The sequence below is a fragment of the Candidatus Baltobacteraceae bacterium genome (assembly GCA_036488875.1).
Lineage (GTDB): Bacteria > Vulcanimicrobiota > Vulcanimicrobiia > Vulcanimicrobiales > Vulcanimicrobiaceae > JAFAHZ01.
This window is the reverse complement of record DASXGW010000012.1, coordinates 140,667-159,470: the sequence shown is the minus strand read 5'-3', so window position 1 is coordinate 159,470 and position 18,804 is coordinate 140,667. Positions and strand designations below refer to the sequence as shown.

General features: G+C 63.7%; 15 protein-coding genes. 5 read left to right on the top strand and 10 right to left on the bottom strand.

What is annotated here, in order from left to right:
- Positions 1–11: 11 nt before the first annotated feature.
- Positions 12–1,364: a selenoneine synthase SenA gene (senA, locus tag VGG89_13725; GenBank protein ID HEY1977609.1), complete on the bottom strand. Its 1,353-nt coding sequence runs from the start codon at positions 1,362–1,364 to the stop codon at positions 12–14.
- Between senA and VGG89_13720 the strand changes: the two genes are divergently transcribed.
- Entirely contained in the window at positions 1,336–2,232 is an 897-nt protein-coding gene (locus VGG89_13720) for a glycosyltransferase (GenBank protein ID HEY1977608.1), read from the top strand. The two genes, senA and VGG89_13720, sit on opposite strands and share 29 nt — an antisense overlap.
- Here VGG89_13720 and VGG89_13715 read toward each other — a convergent pair.
- Positions 2,213–2,821, bottom strand: coding sequence for a hypothetical protein (locus VGG89_13715; GenBank protein HEY1977607.1), 609 nt, complete (start codon positions 2,819–2,821; stop codon positions 2,213–2,215). The two genes, VGG89_13720 and VGG89_13715, sit on opposite strands and share 20 nt — an antisense overlap.
- A gap of 158 nt (positions 2,822–2,979) precedes the next feature.
- On the opposite strand from VGG89_13715, the gene VGG89_13710 reads away from it, so the two are divergent.
- A complete protein-coding gene (locus tag VGG89_13710; protein ID HEY1977606.1) occupies positions 2,980–3,303 on the top strand; it encodes a carboxypeptidase-like regulatory domain-containing protein in 324 nt (107 codons plus the stop codon).
- On the opposite strand, the gene VGG89_13705 is transcribed toward VGG89_13710, so the two are convergent.
- Entirely contained in the window at positions 3,300–4,241 is a 942-nt protein-coding gene (locus tag VGG89_13705; protein ID HEY1977605.1) for a hypothetical protein, read from the bottom strand. The genes VGG89_13710 and VGG89_13705 overlap by 4 nt on opposite strands.
- 87 nt (positions 4,242–4,328) lie before the next feature.
- Here VGG89_13705 and VGG89_13700 point away from each other — a divergent pair, with 87 nt between their 5' ends.
- Complete coding sequence (locus VGG89_13700; protein ID HEY1977604.1) at positions 4,329–5,048, top strand: hypothetical protein; 720 nt, start codon at positions 4,329–4,331, stop codon at positions 5,046–5,048.
- On the opposite strand, the gene VGG89_13695 is transcribed toward VGG89_13700, so the two are convergent.
- The 5 genes from VGG89_13695 to VGG89_13675 are packed head-to-tail and all read right to left on the bottom strand — an operon-like array spanning position 4,978 to position 13,805.
- The gene (locus tag VGG89_13695; GenBank protein HEY1977603.1) at positions 4,978–6,528 is read right to left on the bottom strand and encodes a glycosyltransferase family 39 protein; all 1,551 of its coding nucleotides are present in this window, start codon (positions 6,526–6,528) and stop codon (positions 4,978–4,980) included. The two genes, VGG89_13700 and VGG89_13695, sit on opposite strands and share 71 nt — an antisense overlap.
- 45 nt (positions 6,529–6,573) lie before the next feature.
- Complete coding sequence (locus VGG89_13690; protein HEY1977602.1) at positions 6,574–9,405, bottom strand: prolyl oligopeptidase family serine peptidase; 2,832 nt, start codon at positions 9,403–9,405, stop codon at positions 6,574–6,576.
- A 7-nt stretch (positions 9,406–9,412) separates the two neighbouring features.
- A complete protein-coding gene (locus tag VGG89_13685; GenBank protein ID HEY1977601.1) occupies positions 9,413–11,494 on the bottom strand; it encodes a S9 family peptidase in 2,082 nt (693 codons plus the stop codon).
- Positions 11,495–11,529: 35 nt separating this feature from the next.
- A complete protein-coding gene (locus VGG89_13680) occupies positions 11,530–13,086 on the bottom strand; it encodes a hypothetical protein (protein ID HEY1977600.1) in 1,557 nt (518 codons plus the stop codon).
- Complete coding sequence (locus tag VGG89_13675; protein ID HEY1977599.1) at positions 13,083–13,805, bottom strand: ABC transporter ATP-binding protein; 723 nt, start codon at positions 13,803–13,805, stop codon at positions 13,083–13,085. The genes VGG89_13680 and VGG89_13675 overlap by 4 nt, the downstream gene beginning before the upstream one ends.
- 50 nt (positions 13,806–13,855) lie before the next feature.
- Here VGG89_13675 and VGG89_13670 point away from each other — a divergent pair, with 50 nt between their 5' ends.
- Complete coding sequence (locus VGG89_13670; GenBank protein ID HEY1977598.1) at positions 13,856–14,809, top strand: nitronate monooxygenase; 954 nt, start codon at positions 13,856–13,858, stop codon at positions 14,807–14,809.
- Between the two features lie 69 nt (positions 14,810–14,878).
- Positions 14,879–15,673 (top strand): ABC transporter substrate-binding protein, encoded by a 795-nt coding sequence (locus VGG89_13665; GenBank protein HEY1977597.1) that lies wholly within the window; start codon positions 14,879–14,881, stop codon positions 15,671–15,673.
- On the opposite strand, the gene VGG89_13660 is transcribed toward VGG89_13665, so the two are convergent.
- On the bottom strand, positions 15,642–17,411 hold the full coding sequence (locus tag VGG89_13660) for a GAF domain-containing protein (GenBank protein HEY1977596.1): 1,770 nt from the start codon (positions 17,409–17,411) through the stop codon (positions 15,642–15,644). The two genes, VGG89_13665 and VGG89_13660, sit on opposite strands and share 32 nt — an antisense overlap.
- 96 nt (positions 17,412–17,507) lie before the next feature.
- A complete protein-coding gene (locus tag VGG89_13655) occupies positions 17,508–18,803 on the bottom strand; it encodes a hypothetical protein (GenBank protein ID HEY1977595.1) in 1,296 nt (431 codons plus the stop codon).
- Position 18,804: the final 1 nt, after the last annotated feature.

Sequence of the window (18,804 nt, the reverse complement as noted above, 5' to 3'; positions counted from 1 at the left end):
CCTTCGTTAGGCTAGCGAGCGCAGGTGCGAAAACCCGTGATAATGTCGACGCGTTGCGGGCGATAAAAGTTGCGCCAGCGGTTGGACACCATGCGAGCCCGCGTCGACCACGCGCCACCCCGCAGCGACCGGTGCGTGGCAAACCAGGGCTCTGAATATTCCTTATAAGAATCCGGCGAGAAGCCTGGGTAGGGGAGAAACGTAGTCGCGGTCCATTCCCAGACGTTGCCTATCATTTGAACGCAGCCGAACGGGCCGGCCGAACTCGCGAAGGCGTCGACCTCACAGACGCCGCCGTAGTGCGCGTCGAGGTTGGCGCGCTCCGGCGTCCATGACGTGTCACCCCACGGAAAGCGAAGGTGCGCGGGCCCCGATGCCGCCGCTTCCCACTCCGCTTCGGTTGGCAAGCGGCGACCGGCCCATTTGCAATACGCCTCCGCCTCGAACGCGTTGACGTTGACGACCGGTTCGCGCTCGCGCAGCGCAACGTAGCGATCGAACTGCCGGCGTTCCCACAGGCCGCCGTTTTCGCGCCAGTACGCCGGATGTTGCGCCCGCGCTTGGTTGCGCCACGCTAAACCTTCGTGGCTCCACAGGTCGTCGCGCGCGTATCCTCCGGCTTCGACGAAGGCGGCGAACTCGGCGTTGGTTACGGTGCGCTTTGCGATAGAAAAGGAGTCGACGTAAACTTCGTGCGCCCACTTCTCGTTATCGAAGATGAAACCGTCACCCGGTCGCGCGCCGATCGTGTAGTTGCCGGCGGGCACGTGCGCGTCGCCTTCGATCCGTTCGGCGCTGTGAGGAAGCGGCGCGAAGCCGAACTGCGGTTGCGGGTACGAAAGGATGTGACGCGTGTAGATGAGCGCCTCGTCGTGCATGTCTTCGTGCAATAAAGATAACGTGTTGAAGTATCCGGCCCGCGCGTCGTCGCACGGATGATTGAGCGTGTCGTCGAGTTGGCGCGCCATGAAGTCCATCGTTCGAGCGCGCGACGGTAACGGCAGCGACCAGCGTGCGTCGTGCGCGACCTTCGCCGAATCGTAGAGTTTGTCGGCACCGGCGATCATGGGATCGCGACCGTGCAAGTGGCGCAGCGTCCAGAACTCGGTAAAAGAGGCGACGTGCCCGATTTCCCACAAAATGGGGTTGATGGTATCGAGCATCGGCACGAGCAGGAGATCGTCGCGCAAGTCGTCGACGAGCGCGAGCGTTCGCGCGCGCGCGTCGAGCAGCGCTTCCGCGGGCGGGACCGTTACGTCGGTCGTCATCGCATCTCCCACAAGTCCCAGTTCTCGGTCCGGCAATTCCGTCACCGCGCAGCGGTATTCCCGCATATTGCGTTCGTTGGGATACAAGACGCGCATTGCGGCGTCATCGCAAGCGGTCCCCGATGCCGGCATCCTGGTTGCTTTGCACGCGGATAAGAGCGCGCCGTTCGTTGCTGCCTTTCGCAAGCGCTTCCCGGATCGCCCAATCGTCGTCGTACTGACCGGGACCGACGTATACGGGAAGCTTCCGCACGGCCGGCGGGCGATGCGCGCACTCGAGGCTGCCAACGCCATCGTCACGCTGCAGCCGCTGGCCATCGAGCGGCTTCCCAAACGGCTGCGAAAACGCGCGATCGCGGTGGTACAGTCGGCGCAGCGCGCGAGCGTCAGACGAAGAAGCGTAAAAGGGCGACCGGCGCGCCTCTGCGTGCTCGGTCATTTGCGTCGCGAGAAGGATCCGCTGCGGGCCGCTTATGCATTACGCTATCTCGAAGGTGTCGACGTCGAAGTGCGGCAGGCCGGCGGCACGCTCGATTCCCACTACGCGGCGCGCGTCAAAGCGGTAGAGGCGCGCGATCCGCGCTATCGTTACCTCGGTGAAGTTTCACGATCGCGCGCGCTGCGTCTGCTCGCGGGTTGCGACGCGCTCGTGCTTTCGTCGCGCTCGGAGGGTGGCGCCAACGTCGCAAGCGAGGCGATCGCCAACGGCGTTCCGGTGCTCGCTTCGCGCATCGACGGAAACGCCGGTGTGTTCGGACCCGGGTATGCCGGCTATTATGCGGTCGGATCGAGTGCGGCGCTCGCGGCGCTCATTGACCGTTTCGTGAACGATCCGCGTTTTGCGCGGCTGCTGCGGCGGCAGATTCGTGCACTGGCGCCAAAGGTGAAGCTCGGTAGCGAGCGAGCGGGGCTCGCGCGCGCCATTGCGTTAGCGTCCCGCGGGGTTAGCGGATCGAAAGGGTAAACGCGTAGGCTGCGTCGCGATCGTCGTCCGTGTAGCCGAGATCGACGTCGATCGTGTACGTGCCAGCTGCCGGCAGGATGAAGGAACGTCCCGGCGTCAGCGTTTGATTGACGTCGTTACCCATCAGCCGGATAAGCGTTGGCCGTTTGCCCGCAACCGCGGAGACTTCCAAAGTTTGCCCTTTGGCGGCGACGACGGTGTAGTCGTCGGTCCAGCCGAGACCGATCGTGCCGTGCAATCGCGCGCTCGATGTCCCCGGCGCGAAGCGCACCGGAACGCTGATCGGCTTGCGGTCGTCGCCTCGCAACTTCCACGACTCGGCCTCCACGTACGTGCCGTTGCGGTAGGCGAACCGAACGACGTCCGATACGGCTGCGCTATCGTGAGAGGTTCCGACGACGTCGGGCACACCGCCGTCGGCCGGGACGACCCTTACGTCGTAGGCCCACGACGTCGCAAGCCGCTGGTCCTCGGTTCCGCGCACGCGGTAGATCCAGAACGGGCAGTTGTGCGCTCCGCAGACGCACGTGTCGTCGTACATCTCCACTAAGACCAGCTCAGGGCCGCGGGAAAGGAGCGTCAATTTCACGTTTTCCGGGCGCAGCGAACCAGGTCGCTCCGATGTGCAGGCCGCCACGGTCTCGTCGTCGCGAGCAAGTACCACGAGGGCCCGGTCTGCGTTAAAATTGGGGATAATCACTGCCGCCAACAGGATGCCGATCATTGCGCTACGAGAATTCGACTCCGATGAGGAGTTTCCGCCGCCTGCTTGCCCAAACCGCCGCCCTAGCGCTAGCCGTGCTCGCCGGCCACGTGACCGACGCAACGACGGGGCAGCCGTTGCCCGGCGTCGCGATCGCGATCGGTTCGCATCACACGACCACCGACGCGCACGGTGCGTATCGTCTGACGGGTCTTTTGCCCGGACACTACATACTCAAGGCGAACTCCGACGACGTGCCCCCGCAAAAGCGTGACGTCGTCGTGAAGCAGAGCGCGCAGACGACGCTCGACCTCGTGCTGTGCAGCACGACGCTCGACTACGGCTGCGGCGGTACGGGCCCGGGTTAGCGGATGCTCGCTCGGGAGACCGCGGCATCGTTATAGCGCGTAAACCACAGCGCGCCATCGGGGCCGGTTGCGAGTCCGAACGGATTGTCGTGCATGTCGTCGTGGCGTTTGCGTAAGTAGAAAGTCGTGACGCCGTGGGTCGTGATGCGCCCAAACTCTTGATCGTCGTACGTCGTAAACCACAGCGCACCATCCGATCCGGCGGTAATGGCTTCGGGTGGCGAGTGTTCGCCGACCGTGTAGTACGTGCGCGCTCCGTGCGTCGTAATCCGGCCGATTTCGCCGAGGGTCGTATCGGTAAACCATAGCGCGCCGTCGGGGCCGGCCGCGATCGCAAAAGGATCGCGGTCGCGGGCCTCGAGCGAACCGGTGGGATAGTCGCTGATCTTTCCATCGGTACCGATACGTCCGATGCCGTGATGGCGTTCGGTAAACCATAAGGCTCCGTCGGAACCCGGCGCAATCGCGTACGGCTCGCCGTCGGCGCCGATCGGATATTCGGCAATTTTACCGTCGACGCTTATCCGCCCGATTTTGCTACGCTCGTACTGCGTGAACCACAGCGCACCGTCGCTGCCGACGGCAATGCCGGTCGGGGAAGCCGAGCCGGCATCGTCGGGAATTGCGTATTCCGTATAGCTCCCGCTAGTGGTCATCCGTCCGATCGCGCCGGCGACGTACTCGGTGAACCATAACGCACCGTCGGGACCCGCCACGATCGACTGCAGGCCGAAGAATCGGTCCTTCGGCAACGGAAACTCCGTGAGTTTCCCGTCGGTCGTGACCCGCCCGATGGCGCCGGCCTCGTACTCGACGAACCACAACGCCCGGTCCGGTCCGACCGCGATGCCTTGCAGATCCGGATTGGTGTCGCCCGCGACGGGAATCAGGGTGGCCGAGAAACTCAAGGCGGCAACCAGCACTGCGCAGGCCAACATGGGCTCGTCTTTTCACGCAAAATGCGCGGCGCCCCTCGCCCGATTCGATGCGGTCACAGATTTTAGCCCACGCGCGTTACGGTTTCCATGCAAACGGCGTTGTACGGGCGTATCGTCTTCGGCGCGTCGGCGGTGCTGTTCGGCGTTATCGGCCTGATCTGGCACGACGCCGACACGTGGCAGGCTTTGCCGTACTTCAAACAGCCGATTCTCGCGGACGTTCTCGCGATCGCTCAAATTGCCGGTGGCCTCGGGATCCTTTTCCCGAGCGCAGCGCGTTCCGGAGCAACCCTTCTAGGCGTCACGTACGCGGTGCTTACGTTAGGATGCGTTCCCAGCATCGTCGCCCATCCGGGTACGTACGGTTCGTACGTCCTGTTTTTCGAAATTCTCGCGCTCGTGTGCGGCGCGTTTGCGGCGTACGAGCCGGATCCCTCGCGCATCGGCATGGGCATATGCACGGTCTCGTTTGCCTGGGCGCAGATCGCCTACTTGAAGTTCACGGCGAGTCTGGTACCGTCGTGGATCTTGCCGAACCAGATGTTCTGGGCGATACTCACGACCATCGCGTTCGCGCTCGCGGCAATCGCCATTCTCATCAACGTTCAGGCGCGGCTCGCCTTACGCTTGATGGCGTTGATGCTCGCGCTGTTCGGCTTACTGGTCTGGGTGCCCGCGCTGGTTACTCACGGCGAGCTGCACGGGAACTGGTCGGAGTTCGCGCTGAATTTCCTGATTACCGGAGCTGCGTGGCTGGTGGCCGAGTATACGGACCTTCCCCAAGATTCTCGACGCCGTAGTGCTTGAAGTTCGGCCACATCTGCGCTAGCGGGGGATGCATCCCACGGCAGAGCACGATCGGGCGGTTGCGCTCGAACGGCATCGCGTACGGTGAGTCGCCGAACGTCGCGACGGTGCGCGCCGAGTCGCAGAACTTCGACCAGATTGCGGGATCGACGTTGATCGCGATCACCGTCGAGCCGTCGTAGCCGCGCGGCCCCCACAAATAGTACTGATTGTTTCCACTCAACGCGGGTGGAAGATTCTGTCCATAAACGTCGATGGCTGCCGCTTCGCCGTAGTTCGAAGCGAAGATGGCGGCTTTCGCGCGGTCGACCGGAGGAAGCGCCGCGTAGACACCGCCCGTACGGCGCGCGAGCTCCGGCCATCCGAACTGATCGGCCATCTGGCACATGATGGGCGCGCCGAGGCAGGCGCGTTCGATCGGCGGCGGCTTGAAGGACATGCGATTCATCATGCGCAGCAAGCCGTCGGGAGAAGCGACCGGCAACACCAGCGGCAGCGCGAGCGCAGCATTGACGGCGGCCAGCAGCGACCACCCCGCGACGAGTAAGCGCGGTAGGTTCGTGCAGGCGGCGGCGCCGGCGGCGAATATCGCCGGATACGCGCCGGCGAGATAGTAGTTCTTGCCGTGACTGGCCATCACGAGTGCGGCCGTGACCACAAACGCGATGGAAAGAAATCGAGCCGTCTTGAGACGCGCCAACGTAAACGGAGCGATGAGGCCGGTAATCCAGAGCGGTGCGAGTACCACGTTTACCGAAAATATCTGATCGATCGTAAACGCCGCCGGCGAACCGGTGAGATTGCCGGCGTTATCGTTGCGCACGAGCTCGAGGAAGGGAAGTCCGTGCGCCGCTTGCCACGCGACGTTGGGCAGGGCGATCAGCGCCGCGATGCCGGCGCCGATCCACGCATCGCGCGAGCGCAGCACGCAACGCGGACCCGCGAGCAGTATGCCGGCTGCGAGACCGACGCCCCACATCACGACGCCGTACTTCGTTTCGAACGCTAGACCGGCAACCGCACCGGCCCACCAATACGCCTTGGGTTCGTTGCGAAGAATCGCGCGAGCGATTAGGTAAGCGATCGCCGTAAAATCGAGCGGTTCGAACGTCGACGTCGAGAACGCGGCCGTCATGGCGATGAGCAGCGGCGAGCACGCGGCCGCGACGGCGGCAAGCCACGCCGCGCGCGTGCTCGCGCCTAAAAGCTGTGCGAGCGCGACGGTGAGCGGAACGAGCGCGACGGCGGCGATGACCGCCGGCAGGCGCAGCGCCCACACGTGGGTTCCGGCAAACTGGGTGACCGCCGCCAGCAGTGGCACCAGCGGCGGCTGATCGACGTAGCCCAGGGCCGGGTGGCGGCCGCAGACGATGAAATAGAGTTCGTTGCGGAACGCACCGTAACGATCCGCCGCGGCGAGATGGACCAATCCAACCACGGCCGCCACGCTCCATGCGGCCCAGCGCGCACCTTTGCTCATGGGCGATTCTTGAAACAGTCGTTTCAAGAATCCTGCCGGCCCGCTCTACGGGCCGGGCGATGCGGTGGGGACCGGCTCCCCGTACAGGCCGTCGACGTTCTCCTCGCCGCGGTGCAGGTAATCGATGCCGTCGAACCATGCGGGGCGCGGTGCGTCTTTGAGCCAGTAGTCGAACCACTGATCGAGCCGAACGGTCCAGTTTTTCTGCTGTTCGCGCCAATGCAGTCCGTGAAACTCTCCGTCGTACGAGAAGAGATACGCCATCTTGCCGAGCCGGCGCATTGCGGTGACGAACTCGATCCCTTGAAACTGCGGAACCGCGCCGTCCTGATCGTTGTGGATCGTCAGGTACGGCGTCGTTACGTTCCTGATGCCGAACAGTCCGGAGTTCTCGATATACAAATCGGGACGGTCCCACGGCGTCGCGCCGATTCGCGACTGGGTGTGCTCGTACTGAAACTCGCGCACGATGCCGCTCTCGAGACGAATCCCGCCGTACGAGCTGAACATGTCGTCGACCGCCGCGCCGGCTTCGGCCGCGCGGAACCGATGCGTTTTCGTGAGCATGTAATTGATCTGATACGCCGCCCAGGAATGGCCTGAGATGCCGATTCGCTTGGGATCGACGTACCCGGTCGCCACCGCGGCGTCCACCGCGGGAAGAACGCATTCCAGCGAACTGGGACCGGGATGACCCGTGCGATAACGCACGTCGGGAAGCAGCACAACGTAGCCGTTAGAGACGTAGCGGCTTACGTTCGGCTCCGTTCCCGGACCGGGCCGGTAGTACGTGTGGAACATCGGCGTCCACACTTCGTAGAAGTAAACGATCGCCGGCGCGCGCCGGTTACGCGCTAATCCGTTGGGAACGAGCATGACCGAGCGCATCGGCGTACCGTCTTTGAGGCGATACGAGATCATGCGCTCGGTGCCCCAGCGATACTGTGACTGCTGCGGATTGGCGTCGCTGATTTTGACCGGATGCGCGAACGAATCGTCGCTCGTCCAAAGATTGAGATCTTCGAACGTTTCGACGAGATACGCGTATTGCGGCGCATTGCGGGCCGCGACCGGCGGCAGCGTGAGGTCGTGAAGACTACCGTTGAGCGGTTCGCGTTCGCCGTAGACGACGGCGTCGCGTTTGAGCAGTGTGACCGGCGTACCGCCCGTTGCGGCGACGCGTGCATAGCCGCTGGCGTAGGACCGCTCGTCGATCAGCGAGAGCAGCACGGGTTTCGACGCGTCGAAAGCTCGCGCGCGCGGATCGGGTTGAACGGGGCTGTACACCGTGCGTGACGCGCGACCCGTTCCGCGGGTGAAGTCAACGGCCTCGCCGGTCCGCGGATCGGCCAGCCACACGTCGTAGCGATCGTAAATGAAGACGCCGCGGTCGCCCGTCACCCAGCCGCCCATCCCATACGGCTGCGGCAGTTCGGGGCGATCGTCGTTTTCTAGATCGAACCGGACCGGAGCGTGCCGCGCGAGCACGACGTGCTTTCCGCTTGCCGTATCGACGGTTATCCAGTGGCGGCTCGACTCGTCCCAGTAGATTGCAAAGCGCCCGCCGGGTGAAAGCGACGGATCGTGCGCCCGCGTCGCCAGCGGCGTGCACGCGCCCCCGGCGAGCGCGACGGCGCAGAGATCGTCGTAGGTTTGCCCAAGCCACGATTCGGCGCGCAGATACGGCAGATCGTTTTCCGCCAAAGCCACGTTGGGATTCTGATTCCACTCGACGTCGCGATGCTGCGGCGAGCCGAGTTGCGCAAAGCGCGCGCTCGCAACGTCGTATACCGCCGCGTACGTGCGTTTGCGTTCCGCAGCGGCGTCGTGCTTTTGCTGCGATTGCAGCGAGTCGTCTTTCCAACTCCACAAGTCGACCGGCATGCGCTCGGGAATCGACTCGGGGCGCGGCGTCGGTGCCGCCGCCGTTCCGAAGAATACGCGCTTACCGTCATCCGAAATCGTGACCGTGCCGTTGGCGCTCGGGGCATTGCCGGGCGGCAACCCGTTCGTGCCGGCGTCGACCGCCTTCACCGCGGCCGGGTGTGCCGCGCGTAAGTCGACGACGTAGAGTGCGTCGTGTGGCGCGTCCGACGCATACGACGCGTTATCGCTCAAAAAAGCGAGAAGCGATCCGTCCTTTGCAATTGCGAGGTTGCGATAGCGTCCTTCGCCGTTTGCAACGTCGAGCGTCGCACCGCGCGCGACGTCGTAGATACGAACGCCGTCGCCCGTACCGGCCTGCGTCTGCGTCGCGTAGGCGACAAACCGATCGTTGTCCGACACAACGACGTCGGTCACGCCGGCAGCCTCCGCACGCGTGCCGCCGGCGAGATCTTCGATCGTGAGCGTGCCGCCGGGTTCCTTGATCTTTAGCGGGTCGGGCGACGCGGATGCTTTGGGCGTGGGCGATGCGTACGCGCGCAGGGCGATAACCGATCCGCTATCTTTGGGTACGACGATGTGTTCGATTTGCTCCGTGATTTGTGCCGGCGCGGTGGCGTGAAGATCGAGAACGCCCGCGCCGCCATGCGGCATTTGGTCGGGCGGTTTGTGCGCGCGCGTCGCCGCGTCTATCGCGGCGAACGGTGCGGTGCGCGTGAAGACGACGAAGCGTCCGTCTCCGGCGAAGACGGGATTGCTCGCGCGGGCCTCGCGGCGATCGCGACCGGTCGCAATTTCGCGGACGACGAGCCCCGGGTCGCCGTCCTCGGGTTTGAGAACGTACGCGAGATACCGTCCGTCGTTCGATAACGCGGCCGTCGACGGCACGCTCCACGCATCGTACGCGCGATAATCCAGGGGAACGACGGCCGCGGCGCCCAGCGTCAAAACGCCGGCCGCAATCGAGAGCAGCTTGAGAACAAAGCGCTTCATTTTCACCTTACGGATTCAGCCACCGCGCAAACCAATCGGCGAGCACGTGAAGTCGTTCCACGCGATGCAGCGGGCTCCCGGTTCGGTTCAAATCGTGGTTCTCTCCCGGAACCTCGACGAAAACGGCCGTTTTCCCCAACTGGCGCAATGCGGAGAACTCGTCCAGCGTTTGATCGATCGGCGTCTCGGTGTCTTGCGTCGAGTGCAGCAGCAGCACCGGCGTCACGACGCGCTCGACGTAGGTAAACGGCGAATCCGCCGCATTGGCGCTATGGGGGTCCCAGGGTTTTCCCCACGCGTAATTCCCGCCTAATCCATTGGGGCTGGCGAGAAACCACGTCATCGACTGCGTGGCCAGATCGCTAGCCGGCCGTTCGGAGATTGCCGCTTTGAACCGGTTCGTATGGCCGATCAGCCACAGCACCGCGTATCCGCCGTAGCTTCCGCCCGTCACGCCGATCCGTTTGGGATCCACGCCGGGACGTTTTGCAGCGGCGGCGACCACGGCCATCACGTCGCGTTCCATCGGTGGACCCCAATGGCCCTCGAGCGCGCGCTCGTAGGTGTATCCGTAGCCCGTACTACCGCGCGCGTTGACGAGGACGACGTTGTAACCCAGGCCGCACCAAAACTGCATTTCGTGAAAGAACGTCTCGCCGGCCTCGGTTTGCGGACCGCCGTGAATCGCGACGATCGTAGGGCGCGGTCCACCCGACTTAGGGCCGGCTGCCGGCATGAACCACGCCGGAACCTCGAAGCCGGCTTCGTCGCGTACCGAAAACGGCTGCGGGACGGAGAGTGAGACCGAGTCGAGGTACGCGGAGTTGAGCGACGTCAGCCGCGTGGTCTTTCCGGAACGCGCGTCAAGGACGTACACTTCGGCCGGATGCAGCATGTCGGCGTAGGCGTACGCAATGCGCGTGCCATCCGAGCTTGCGGTGCAATCGGACGCCTCGCCGCCGTGCGTGAGCGCCGTGAAGCGTCCGCTCGCGACGTCGACGCGCACGAGTCGCGTCACGCCCGGACCGCTTTCATCGGTGACGATCGTTTTGCCGTCGGGCGCGACGATCGGTCCGCACACCGCACCGGGCATCTTCAAATCGGCGAGCACCCAGTCGCCGAGCAAGTGGCGGTTCTTGCCGAAAATCGTCTCGCGGCCGCTGCCGTCGAGCGAGGTGCGCACGAGGGCGGGATACTCCGCGCTGTCCTTCACGCCGCCGGCAAGAAAGTAGACGTGCGAGCCGTCCGGAGAAAAAGCCGGCGCCGTATTGGCTTCTTGCGGCGAAGCGACCCGTTCGATGGAGCCGCCGGTCGCGGCGATCGTGTACAGGTCGTTTTCGAATGCGAGCGGCGTCGCGTGCCGCAGCGATGAGAATAGGATTCGCTTGTCGTCCCGAGACCACGCGACCGGCGTCTCCGGCCAGCGATCGTCGCTCAACAGCGCCGCGGCGCCCGATCCGCCGGCGTTCATTACCCACAGATGCTCGTGCACGTCGTAGGTGTAGCCCTCGCCGTTGGCTTCGTACCGTTCGTCGTTGATGACGCGGATGTCGCTCGTCTTCTGCTGCGGCGACGGGGTGAAACCGGCTGCGGTGAAATCGATCTGCGCGGGCGGCCGTGGGTCAACTGAAATGCGCGTGAACGCGATGCGGCTGCCGTCGTGCGAAAACAGCGGCGCGACCGAACTCTGCGTTCCCGTAGTCAACGTAGCGACCGTGCCGCTCGCCGTATCCACCGTCTGAATCTGCGACGTGCCCGATGCGTCGTCGGCAAAAGCGATCGTGTGCCCGTTGGACGACCAAGAAGGCGACGACGCGTGACCGTCGGTCGTCAGTTGCTTCGGTGCCGTACCGCCCGTGGTACTCACGGTCCAAAGGTTGGTGTCGTAGCGGTTTAGGGGACCGTTCATGCGCGACGCGATAAAGACGACGGCACGCCCGTCGGGCGAGATCTGCGGATCGGAGATCAGAACGAGCTTGTAGAGATCCTCCGCACTCACCGGCGGCTTCGTCCCGGCCGCGCTTCCGACGGCGTAGAGACAGCATGCAAGCGCCGTGGCGACGGCGAGCGATTTCGATGCGAACGTCATGCCGCATCTATTCCAGGCGAGAAGACCGAGCCTTTTTAGGCGTGCGCGAGTTGCGAGCGGCGGCCCGCAAATGCGACGATCGCGAGAATCGCGCTTCCCGGCAGCGCCATTGCCATACCGCTGACGGCGGTGAAATCGATGCTGGGAGTTGCATTCATCGGACCAACGTACCACAGCACCAAATACACGATCTCGAACAACCGGCTCGTGCCCGATATGGCACCGCACGCCAGCGCTAGCGTGGGAACGAAGATCGCACCCACGACGACCGCGACGACGGCAATCCAGTTGCCCGCGACCGCCCAATGCAGCAGCGAGCCGCTTCCGGCGGTCAGTGCCAGGACGATGCCGGCGATCCATAGGGCGGCAAACTGCCGGCGCAGCGGGTGCAGCGACGGGAAGACGAAGCCTTCGGTGTCGTTGAGCGACTCGCGCGTTCCCATTTGCGACCACGTCAACATCGGCCACAGCCACGCCAACCCCAGCGCGATGCTTTGGCCCTTCGACGGCGAGGCGATCGTCGCTATCCAGAGACCGGCAGCGACCGCGTACCACCAGAAGCTCGAGCCTTTGAGCATCAAGCGCAGCTCGGCGAGCACCAGCGCGCCGAAGTCGCCGGCGAAGACGAAATCCAAGACCGGGGCGAACGCGCGCGCGACGGCGTTGGCCGTATTCGTCTGCCACGCTTTTGGTGCGCGCTCCCGAGCCGGCGAAACGTTGTTCGCGAACCGGTCGAAGAGCAGCGCGGCGAAGCACACGATTCCGAAGCCGACAGCGCACCACGTTAAACGGGCGGCGAAGTCGGCGCTCGTCCACGCGAAGCCGTGCCACACGAACAGACGCTCGTGTGCCGACGCGCGATCGCTGCCCATGATCAAGTCGAAGCCCTTGGTTACGTGCGTCGCGATCTTCGCGACCGCATGATGGACCTGATTGCCGACCATGAAGAGCCCGAGCGGATCGTTCCAGGGCGCGGGGATTGCTTTCGAGGATTGCGCGCCGATACTCAATCCGAAGATCCACGTAAAGAAGTAGACGACGTTGCCCAGGCCTCCGCGAAGGAAGGGAACGGTTTCGAAGAGCAGCGCCATCGCGGCGACGAGCGCGACGACCGGGACGTACACCATTGCGAACGGCGTCACGATCGCCAGCAAATGGATGCTGCGATCTTCACCGCGAACCAACTGCATGATGACCGCGTCGGCGATGAGGACGATCCCCAGCGAAAGCAGCACGGCGGCGTTTCCAAGCCACTTTCCCGACACGTACTGGAGTTTTCCGGCGGTCGTCGATGCGACGATCTCGCCGACGCGCGTTTCGCGATCGACCGCGATGGCGCTTTTTACGAGGTAGAAACCAAACAGCGAGAGCGCGGTCGTCGCCAGCATCGCCATCATCGCGCCCATCCAGGGCGAGTTATAGATGCCACGATAACCGTCGACGTTAAAGGCCACGTAGTTCGCGCTTTGCGGCGGAACGAAAAAGACGCCGGCGATCAGGGTAACGACCAGCGTCGCGAGATACTGATAACGCCGCGTCCGCTCTAAAAAGTCGGCGCGCGCGATGCTATAGACGATCTGCAGCTGGTTCACGCCGCGGCTTTGTCCGCTTCAATCGTGCGAAGATACGCGTTCTCCAGCGAGCCGGAACCGTTGACGAGCGATGCGGGCGAGCCGCGCTTGAGCAGTTTTCCGCGCGCGACGATCGCGACGTCGTCGGCCGTGGTCTCGACGTCCGAGCAGATGTGCGTCGACAAGATGATGATCCGCTCGCCCGAGAGCTCGCGCAGCATGGTGCGGAAACGCACGCGCTCTTCGGGGTCGAGACCGGTCGTTGGTTCGTCGACGATGAGCAGCTTGGGATCGTTGAGCAGTGCCTGCGCGATTCCGACGCGCTGGCGCATGCCGCCGGAGAAACCGCCAAGCGCGCGGTGTTTCGCATAGCCGAGGTTCACTATCTCGAGCAGCCGATCGATACGCGGACGCGCCGCGCGGCGATCCAGGCCTTTGAGCGCGGCGACGTATTCCAAAAACTCCACCGCGTTGAGGTGCGGATAGACGCCGAAGTCTTGCGGCAGGTACCCGAGGGTTCTGCGCAACGGGTCGGGATGTTTGGCCACGTCGGCGCCGTCGAGCGCGATCGTGCCGGACGTTGGGCGCGTAACGGTCGCCATCATGCGCATGAGCGTCGACTTTCCCGCTCCGTTGGGCCCGAGCAAACCGAGGATACCCGGCTTGAGCGTGAGCGAAAAGTTGTCGACGGCAACGACGCTGCGGTAGCGCTTGGTAAGCGCGCGGATTTCGAGTTCCATCGCCCCAGATACGAGGCGCGGCCGGTTATGTTTCGAACCTTCACCCGGTTATGAAGACGGCGCTAACCGAGTTGCTGGGCATTGCGGTGCCGATCGTCAACGCGCCGATGACGCCGCAGGCCGGCGGCGCGCTCGCCGCCGCAGTCAGCGATGCAGGCGGCTTCGGGATGTTGGGTTTCGACGAAGACGAAGGCGAGGAATCGATTGCGGTACAGGCGGCAATGCTCGGGGGCCGAACGTTTGGAATCGGCATGTCCGCGTGGGCGCTCGACGCGCGCCCGCACCTGATCGATCTTGCGATACGTTCGCGACCGAGACTCGTGAGTATCTCGTTCGGCGATCCGAAGCCGTACGTCGCAAAGCTTCATGCCGCCGGAATTCTCGTCGCATCGCAGGTGCAAAGCCGCGCGTGGGCGCAAACCGCGCTCGACGCGGGCGTGGATTTGCTCGTCGCGCAGGGTCAAGAAGCCGGCGGACACACCGGCAGCGTCGGTACGATGGTGCTCATGCAGATCGTACTCGGGATGACCGCTCAACCGGTGCTCGTGGCCGGCGGGATTGCAACCGGGCGCGGCGTCGCCGCGGTGGTGGCGGCCGGCGCGTGCGGTGCGTGGATCGGCACGCCGTTTCTGTTGGCGCGCGAGAGCCGATCCCCCGACGAAGCTCGCACGCGCATCGCGGCGAGCAACGAAACGCAGACGATCAAAACCCACGTCTACGATCGTCTGCAACACAAGCCGTGGCCCGACGAGTTCGCAGGACGCGCGCTGCAGAATTCGTTCGTGGAGCGCTGGCATGGAAAAGAAGACGAGCTCATGCAGACCCAAGGCGCGGTCGACGAGTTCGTCAAGGCGAAGGCAGAGCGGGATTACACGCGTGCTCACGTCTACGCCGGCGAATCGGTCGGATTGATCGATCGCGTGGAGAGTGCCGCGGACATTCTCGGCCGCCTCGAACGCGAGGCCGAGGAACGGTTACGAGAGGCAGCTCGAGACGTAGGCTAGCGTAGAGGCAAAACGCGTCAAACCCGGGCGGCGGATAACCCGAATTGATAGCCGAACGTTCAAAAGGCCATGAAATTCTCAATTGCGCTGGTCTTGTCCGCGACGCTTGCGTGCGGGGCGGTGGGCTGCTCTTCGACGTCGAGTACCGTAACGCCGAAGCCGGCAAATTGCTCGAGGTTCGTGCTCACCGGGCATCCGGCGTATCCGCCGGTTGCGTGGAAGTCCGGGAACACGCTGACCGGAGGCGGCATCGACGTCGTGCGCCGTTTGGCACAGGCAAGCGGCGTGAAGATGAGCGTGCTCGCGCAACCCACGTGGGACGATGCGCAGAAGGCGGTGCAGAACGGGCACGCCGACGCGATCGTCGGTATCTATAAGACACAGCAGCGCTTGCAGTACTACAACTATCTGTCGCCGGCGTTGGCTCCCGACCCCTCGGCCGTCGTCATTCGAGCCGGCGAAACGTTCGTCTACAAGAACTGGAACAGCCTCGTCGGAAAGCGCGGCGTGGTCGGCGCGGGCGAATCCTACGGCACGAAGTTCGACAACTTTCTGGCGACGAAACTCACGACGTATAGCGTGCCGACCCTGCACGACGTCTTCGAACAAGTCCTGGCCCAAAAGGCGCAATACGGCTTGAGTGGATATTACACCGCGATAACGTCGGCGCCGGCGGGCATCGCGTTTGCGAGCCAAGACTTCGTCACCGAGGGATTGTACCTCGCGTTCGGCAAGCAGTCGGCGTGCGGAAAGGCGCTCGCGAGCTCGTTCTCATCGGGTATCGCGACGATGAAATCCGCCGGAACGATCGATCGGATTTTCGCGCGCGAGCTCAAGCGCTATGAAAAGACGCATCCTCACTAAATGGAGTTGGCGCGGGCATCCGCTGCGAGATGTCCTCGCGTAGTCTGTTGATCGCGTCGGTAAGATCGAGCAACGCGTTTGCCGACGAGCCGCTCACCGTTAGCGCATCGAGCGAAGACCCCACGCCTTGCGCGAGCGTCGAAAGCGCTTCGACTTCGTCCGGCGCGTAGGATTCGCCCCCGGTCCGCTCGTCGAGGAGCAGCACGCCCAAGAGCCGGCCGCGAGCGAGCATCGGCAGCGCGAGCGCTCCCTGCAGATCCGTTCGATAGTGGTGCGGATCCAGTGGCCGATGCCACGCCTTCAGCGCGAGAATCGCCTCGTCGTTCTCGCTCACCGGCACGCGTTGGGAATCGCCGTACGATCGCGCGGCGGTAAAAACGCCGGCACCGTCGACTAGAATCGCGGCACCGCGAGCATCGGTGTGACGTTCCAGCCTCACGATCGTTTGATCCAGCAGGACGGGCACGGCGGTGACGAACGCCGCTTCTTTTGCGTAATCGCGCAGCTGCCGCTCGTCCTCGTGACGTTTGCGGAAAAAAATCGAGTCGACCGCAAGGTCGACGCGCTGGTGGATGAAGTGCAGCGAGAGTCCGAGGACTAGGGCAAGTGCGGCATTAGCAACGATACCGGTCGTGTGGCTGACGCCGGCAACAACGTTGCCCAGCATCCACTCGAGCAGCACGAATGCTGCTACTACGATCAGCGAGATCGTTGCCACGACGATGGTGCGGCTCAAGAAGAATCCCAGATCGAGAACTCGGCGCCGGAGAAGTGCGTAGGTAACTGCGAGTGCCCCGGCAATGTTACAAACGGTGCCCAAGAGAATGCTCGCTTGCGTCGCAGACCAAAAATGCACCAGGTCCAAGCCAATTGTATTAAAGGCAGTGAACGAGAGCATTGCGATTGGAACCGGCAGCAACAGCCACGCCGCGCGCGCTCGTTCGGCCTTAGGTGTTACGGCAACGGCCCAAATCACCACGCCGGTGATCGCCGCCGCGACGACGGTATTGATTGCCGTCGTCCACTCCACGCCGAGCGCAAAATTGTTTTGCCCGAAGAGCATCGGATCGATCTTCAGCGTTTGAAGGCCGTAAGAGAATGCAGTGATACCGATCAGCTGGAGTCCGACGAACGCGTAGGCCACGGTTTCAAAGATTCTTCGAGCCATCGTGCGCGCGCCGAAGCCGGATCCGAGGATCACGAGTAAAATCCACGCGATATCGTAGCAAACGATCTGCGAAAACATGCAGATCGCCCCCGCAGCCTGGGCGCTGGGCAAGGTAAAATAGTTATTGCTCAGACCCATGCTCAAAAGGATGAGAGCGAGAATTCGTGCCTCGCGCAACGAGGCGCGCCTCAGCACGAGAATCGTCGCGCAGCCCACGAACCAAACCGACGAGAGGGTCTGGACGAGTATCGTCAGGATTTTTAGTCGCCAGTCGCCGTCCCACACCGTACTTGGAACGATCGCGATCGAAAGAGGCTTCGCATCGCGACGCAGCTGCAGCGTGATCGGCCGCCCCGCGATCGGCTGAAACGCGAGCCACCAGCGCACCTCGGCCGGCTGCTCGCGAAGATCGAGGAGGTCACCGGCACGAATGCCTGCCCGCGCTCCGGCGCCGTCGGGTTGAGGGGAGTCGAATCGCACCACGTATGGTTGCGTCGTCGCAAACGTGTCGACGTCGTACCAACCGTAGGCGAAGCCGCGCACGCCGAAATTGCTAGCGGCAGCAGCCACGATCCACGCCGCACCGAACGCGCAAAGGCAAAGCAGCAGCCACCTAGACCGCATCAACGGAACTACTCCTCGCTCGGCCCGGGTACCTACGGGCCCCTAATGAAGTTCGCCGCTCCAACCGGCTAATACGCTTGGGCTAAAGCACGTATAGCCGCCTGTCCACGGCTGCGAGGGCTCATCGTAACACGGATCGCCGTACTTTGGCGCAAAGAGCTCCAGCGACGATGCTCCAAAGTGGCCGGCGAGTCGAACCGCCGCATTCCAGCCGCCGCGATTGGTTTGCCAAGCCGCCAGAAGCTTTACCGGCGCTGAGGTTTGAAAGGTGATCGATCCGCCTTGACGCTGCATATAGTTCCACATTTCGTAATACGACCGCGCTATGCTCGGCGTCTGCGACGGGTTGGGAGCGGGCGGCGGCGTGAACTTGGCCATCGTTTCGTTTAAAAGGATGCAGCGGGAGCCGGCAACCGTGCGGCACTCGTCGATCGCCGCTTTGGTAAACGCGAGATCGGTGGCCGGCCTCGCGTCGATTTCGCGGAACGGGTTGAACGAAAAATCGACCGGCGTCTGATGCCAGTACGGGACGTAATCGTTTTTGACCGCGTTGAGAAGGCAGGCTCGATATTTCGCGTCCGAATAATGAGCCGCGATGAGGTGCGCGCGCGAGTACGGATCCTCGGGCTGGACGAACGGTTCGGCCGTCAGCGAGCTGCACGAGCTCAGCGAGAATTCGCTCACGCGGGAATCGGCGTCATACGCCTTTGCGAGCTCGCTTACGAAGGTTCGCCACGCGGTTTCGTAGGCGTTCGCCCAGAATCGCCCGACGGTTCGAATCGACGTCGAAGGGCACGGCACGGCGTTTTGTTCGCAAATCTGAATCGGCGGCCCGCCGATCTTCTTAGCCCATAGCGGAGCGTCGATTCCGGCCCAGATTCGCAGGCGCACCCCGAGGTGACGTCCCGGCTTGCCGTTGTATGCCGCGATTGCCGTTAGTGCCGCATCGATACTCGACATGTCGATGGTTGCTCCATCGGTGGGCTGCATGTGCTCCCACGTATCGTTGACGACGATGCCGGACATCGCGGTTTGGCGCCGGCACACGTAGTAGAGCGTGTTCGAGGGCGGCTCCGGCATGTCGTCAGCGATGACTTGACCTAGGTCAATCAGGCCGTGAATCGGGGTCTTCATCGCGCCGGTTCGAGGACGTTGCGAACTCGCCGTGGGTGCCGGCGAGGGCGGCGGCGTCTGGCCCGTGCAGACGTCGGCCACACTGGGCGTGACGTTGGACACCGGCGGCGAAAGCGAGCGGCCCGCGCACGCTGCGACGGCACACGTCAACGCTGCCGCAAACGCGATAGATGTACGCGCCACGCGGGGGCGTAAGTAGCGCACG

What these genes read in the sequence shown, in the direction of transcription:
- VGG89_13690 (HEY1977602.1), bottom strand. Translation starts at nt 9,405, where the DNA reads ATGAAGCGCTTTGTTCTCAAGCTGCTCTCGATTGCGGCCGGCGTTTTG.
- VGG89_13665 (HEY1977597.1), top strand. Translation starts at nt 14,879, where the DNA reads ATGAAATTCTCAATTGCGCTGGTCTTGTCCGCGACGCTTGCGTGCGGG.
- VGG89_13675 (HEY1977599.1), bottom strand. Translation starts at nt 13,805, where the DNA reads ATGGAACTCGAAATCCGCGCGCTTACCAAGCGCTACCGCAGCGTCGTT.
- senA (HEY1977609.1), bottom strand. Translation starts at nt 1,364, where the DNA reads ATGCGCGTCTTGTATCCCAACGAACGCAATATGCGGGAATACCGCTGC.
- VGG89_13670 (HEY1977598.1), top strand. Translation starts at nt 13,856, where the DNA reads ATGAAGACGGCGCTAACCGAGTTGCTGGGCATTGCGGTGCCGATCGTC.
- VGG89_13705 (HEY1977605.1), bottom strand. Translation starts at nt 4,241, where the DNA reads ATGTTGGCCTGCGCAGTGCTGGTTGCCGCCTTGAGTTTCTCGGCCACC.
- VGG89_13685 (HEY1977601.1), bottom strand. Translation starts at nt 11,494, where the DNA reads ATGACGTTCGCATCGAAATCGCTCGCCGTCGCCACGGCGCTTGCATGC.
- VGG89_13695 (HEY1977603.1), bottom strand. Translation starts at nt 6,528, where the DNA reads ATGAGCAAAGGTGCGCGCTGGGCCGCATGGAGCGTGGCGGCCGTGGTT.
- VGG89_13710 (HEY1977606.1), top strand. Translation starts at nt 2,980, where the DNA reads ATGAGGAGTTTCCGCCGCCTGCTTGCCCAAACCGCCGCCCTAGCGCTA.
- VGG89_13700 (HEY1977604.1), top strand. Translation starts at nt 4,329, where the DNA reads ATGCAAACGGCGTTGTACGGGCGTATCGTCTTCGGCGCGTCGGCGGTG.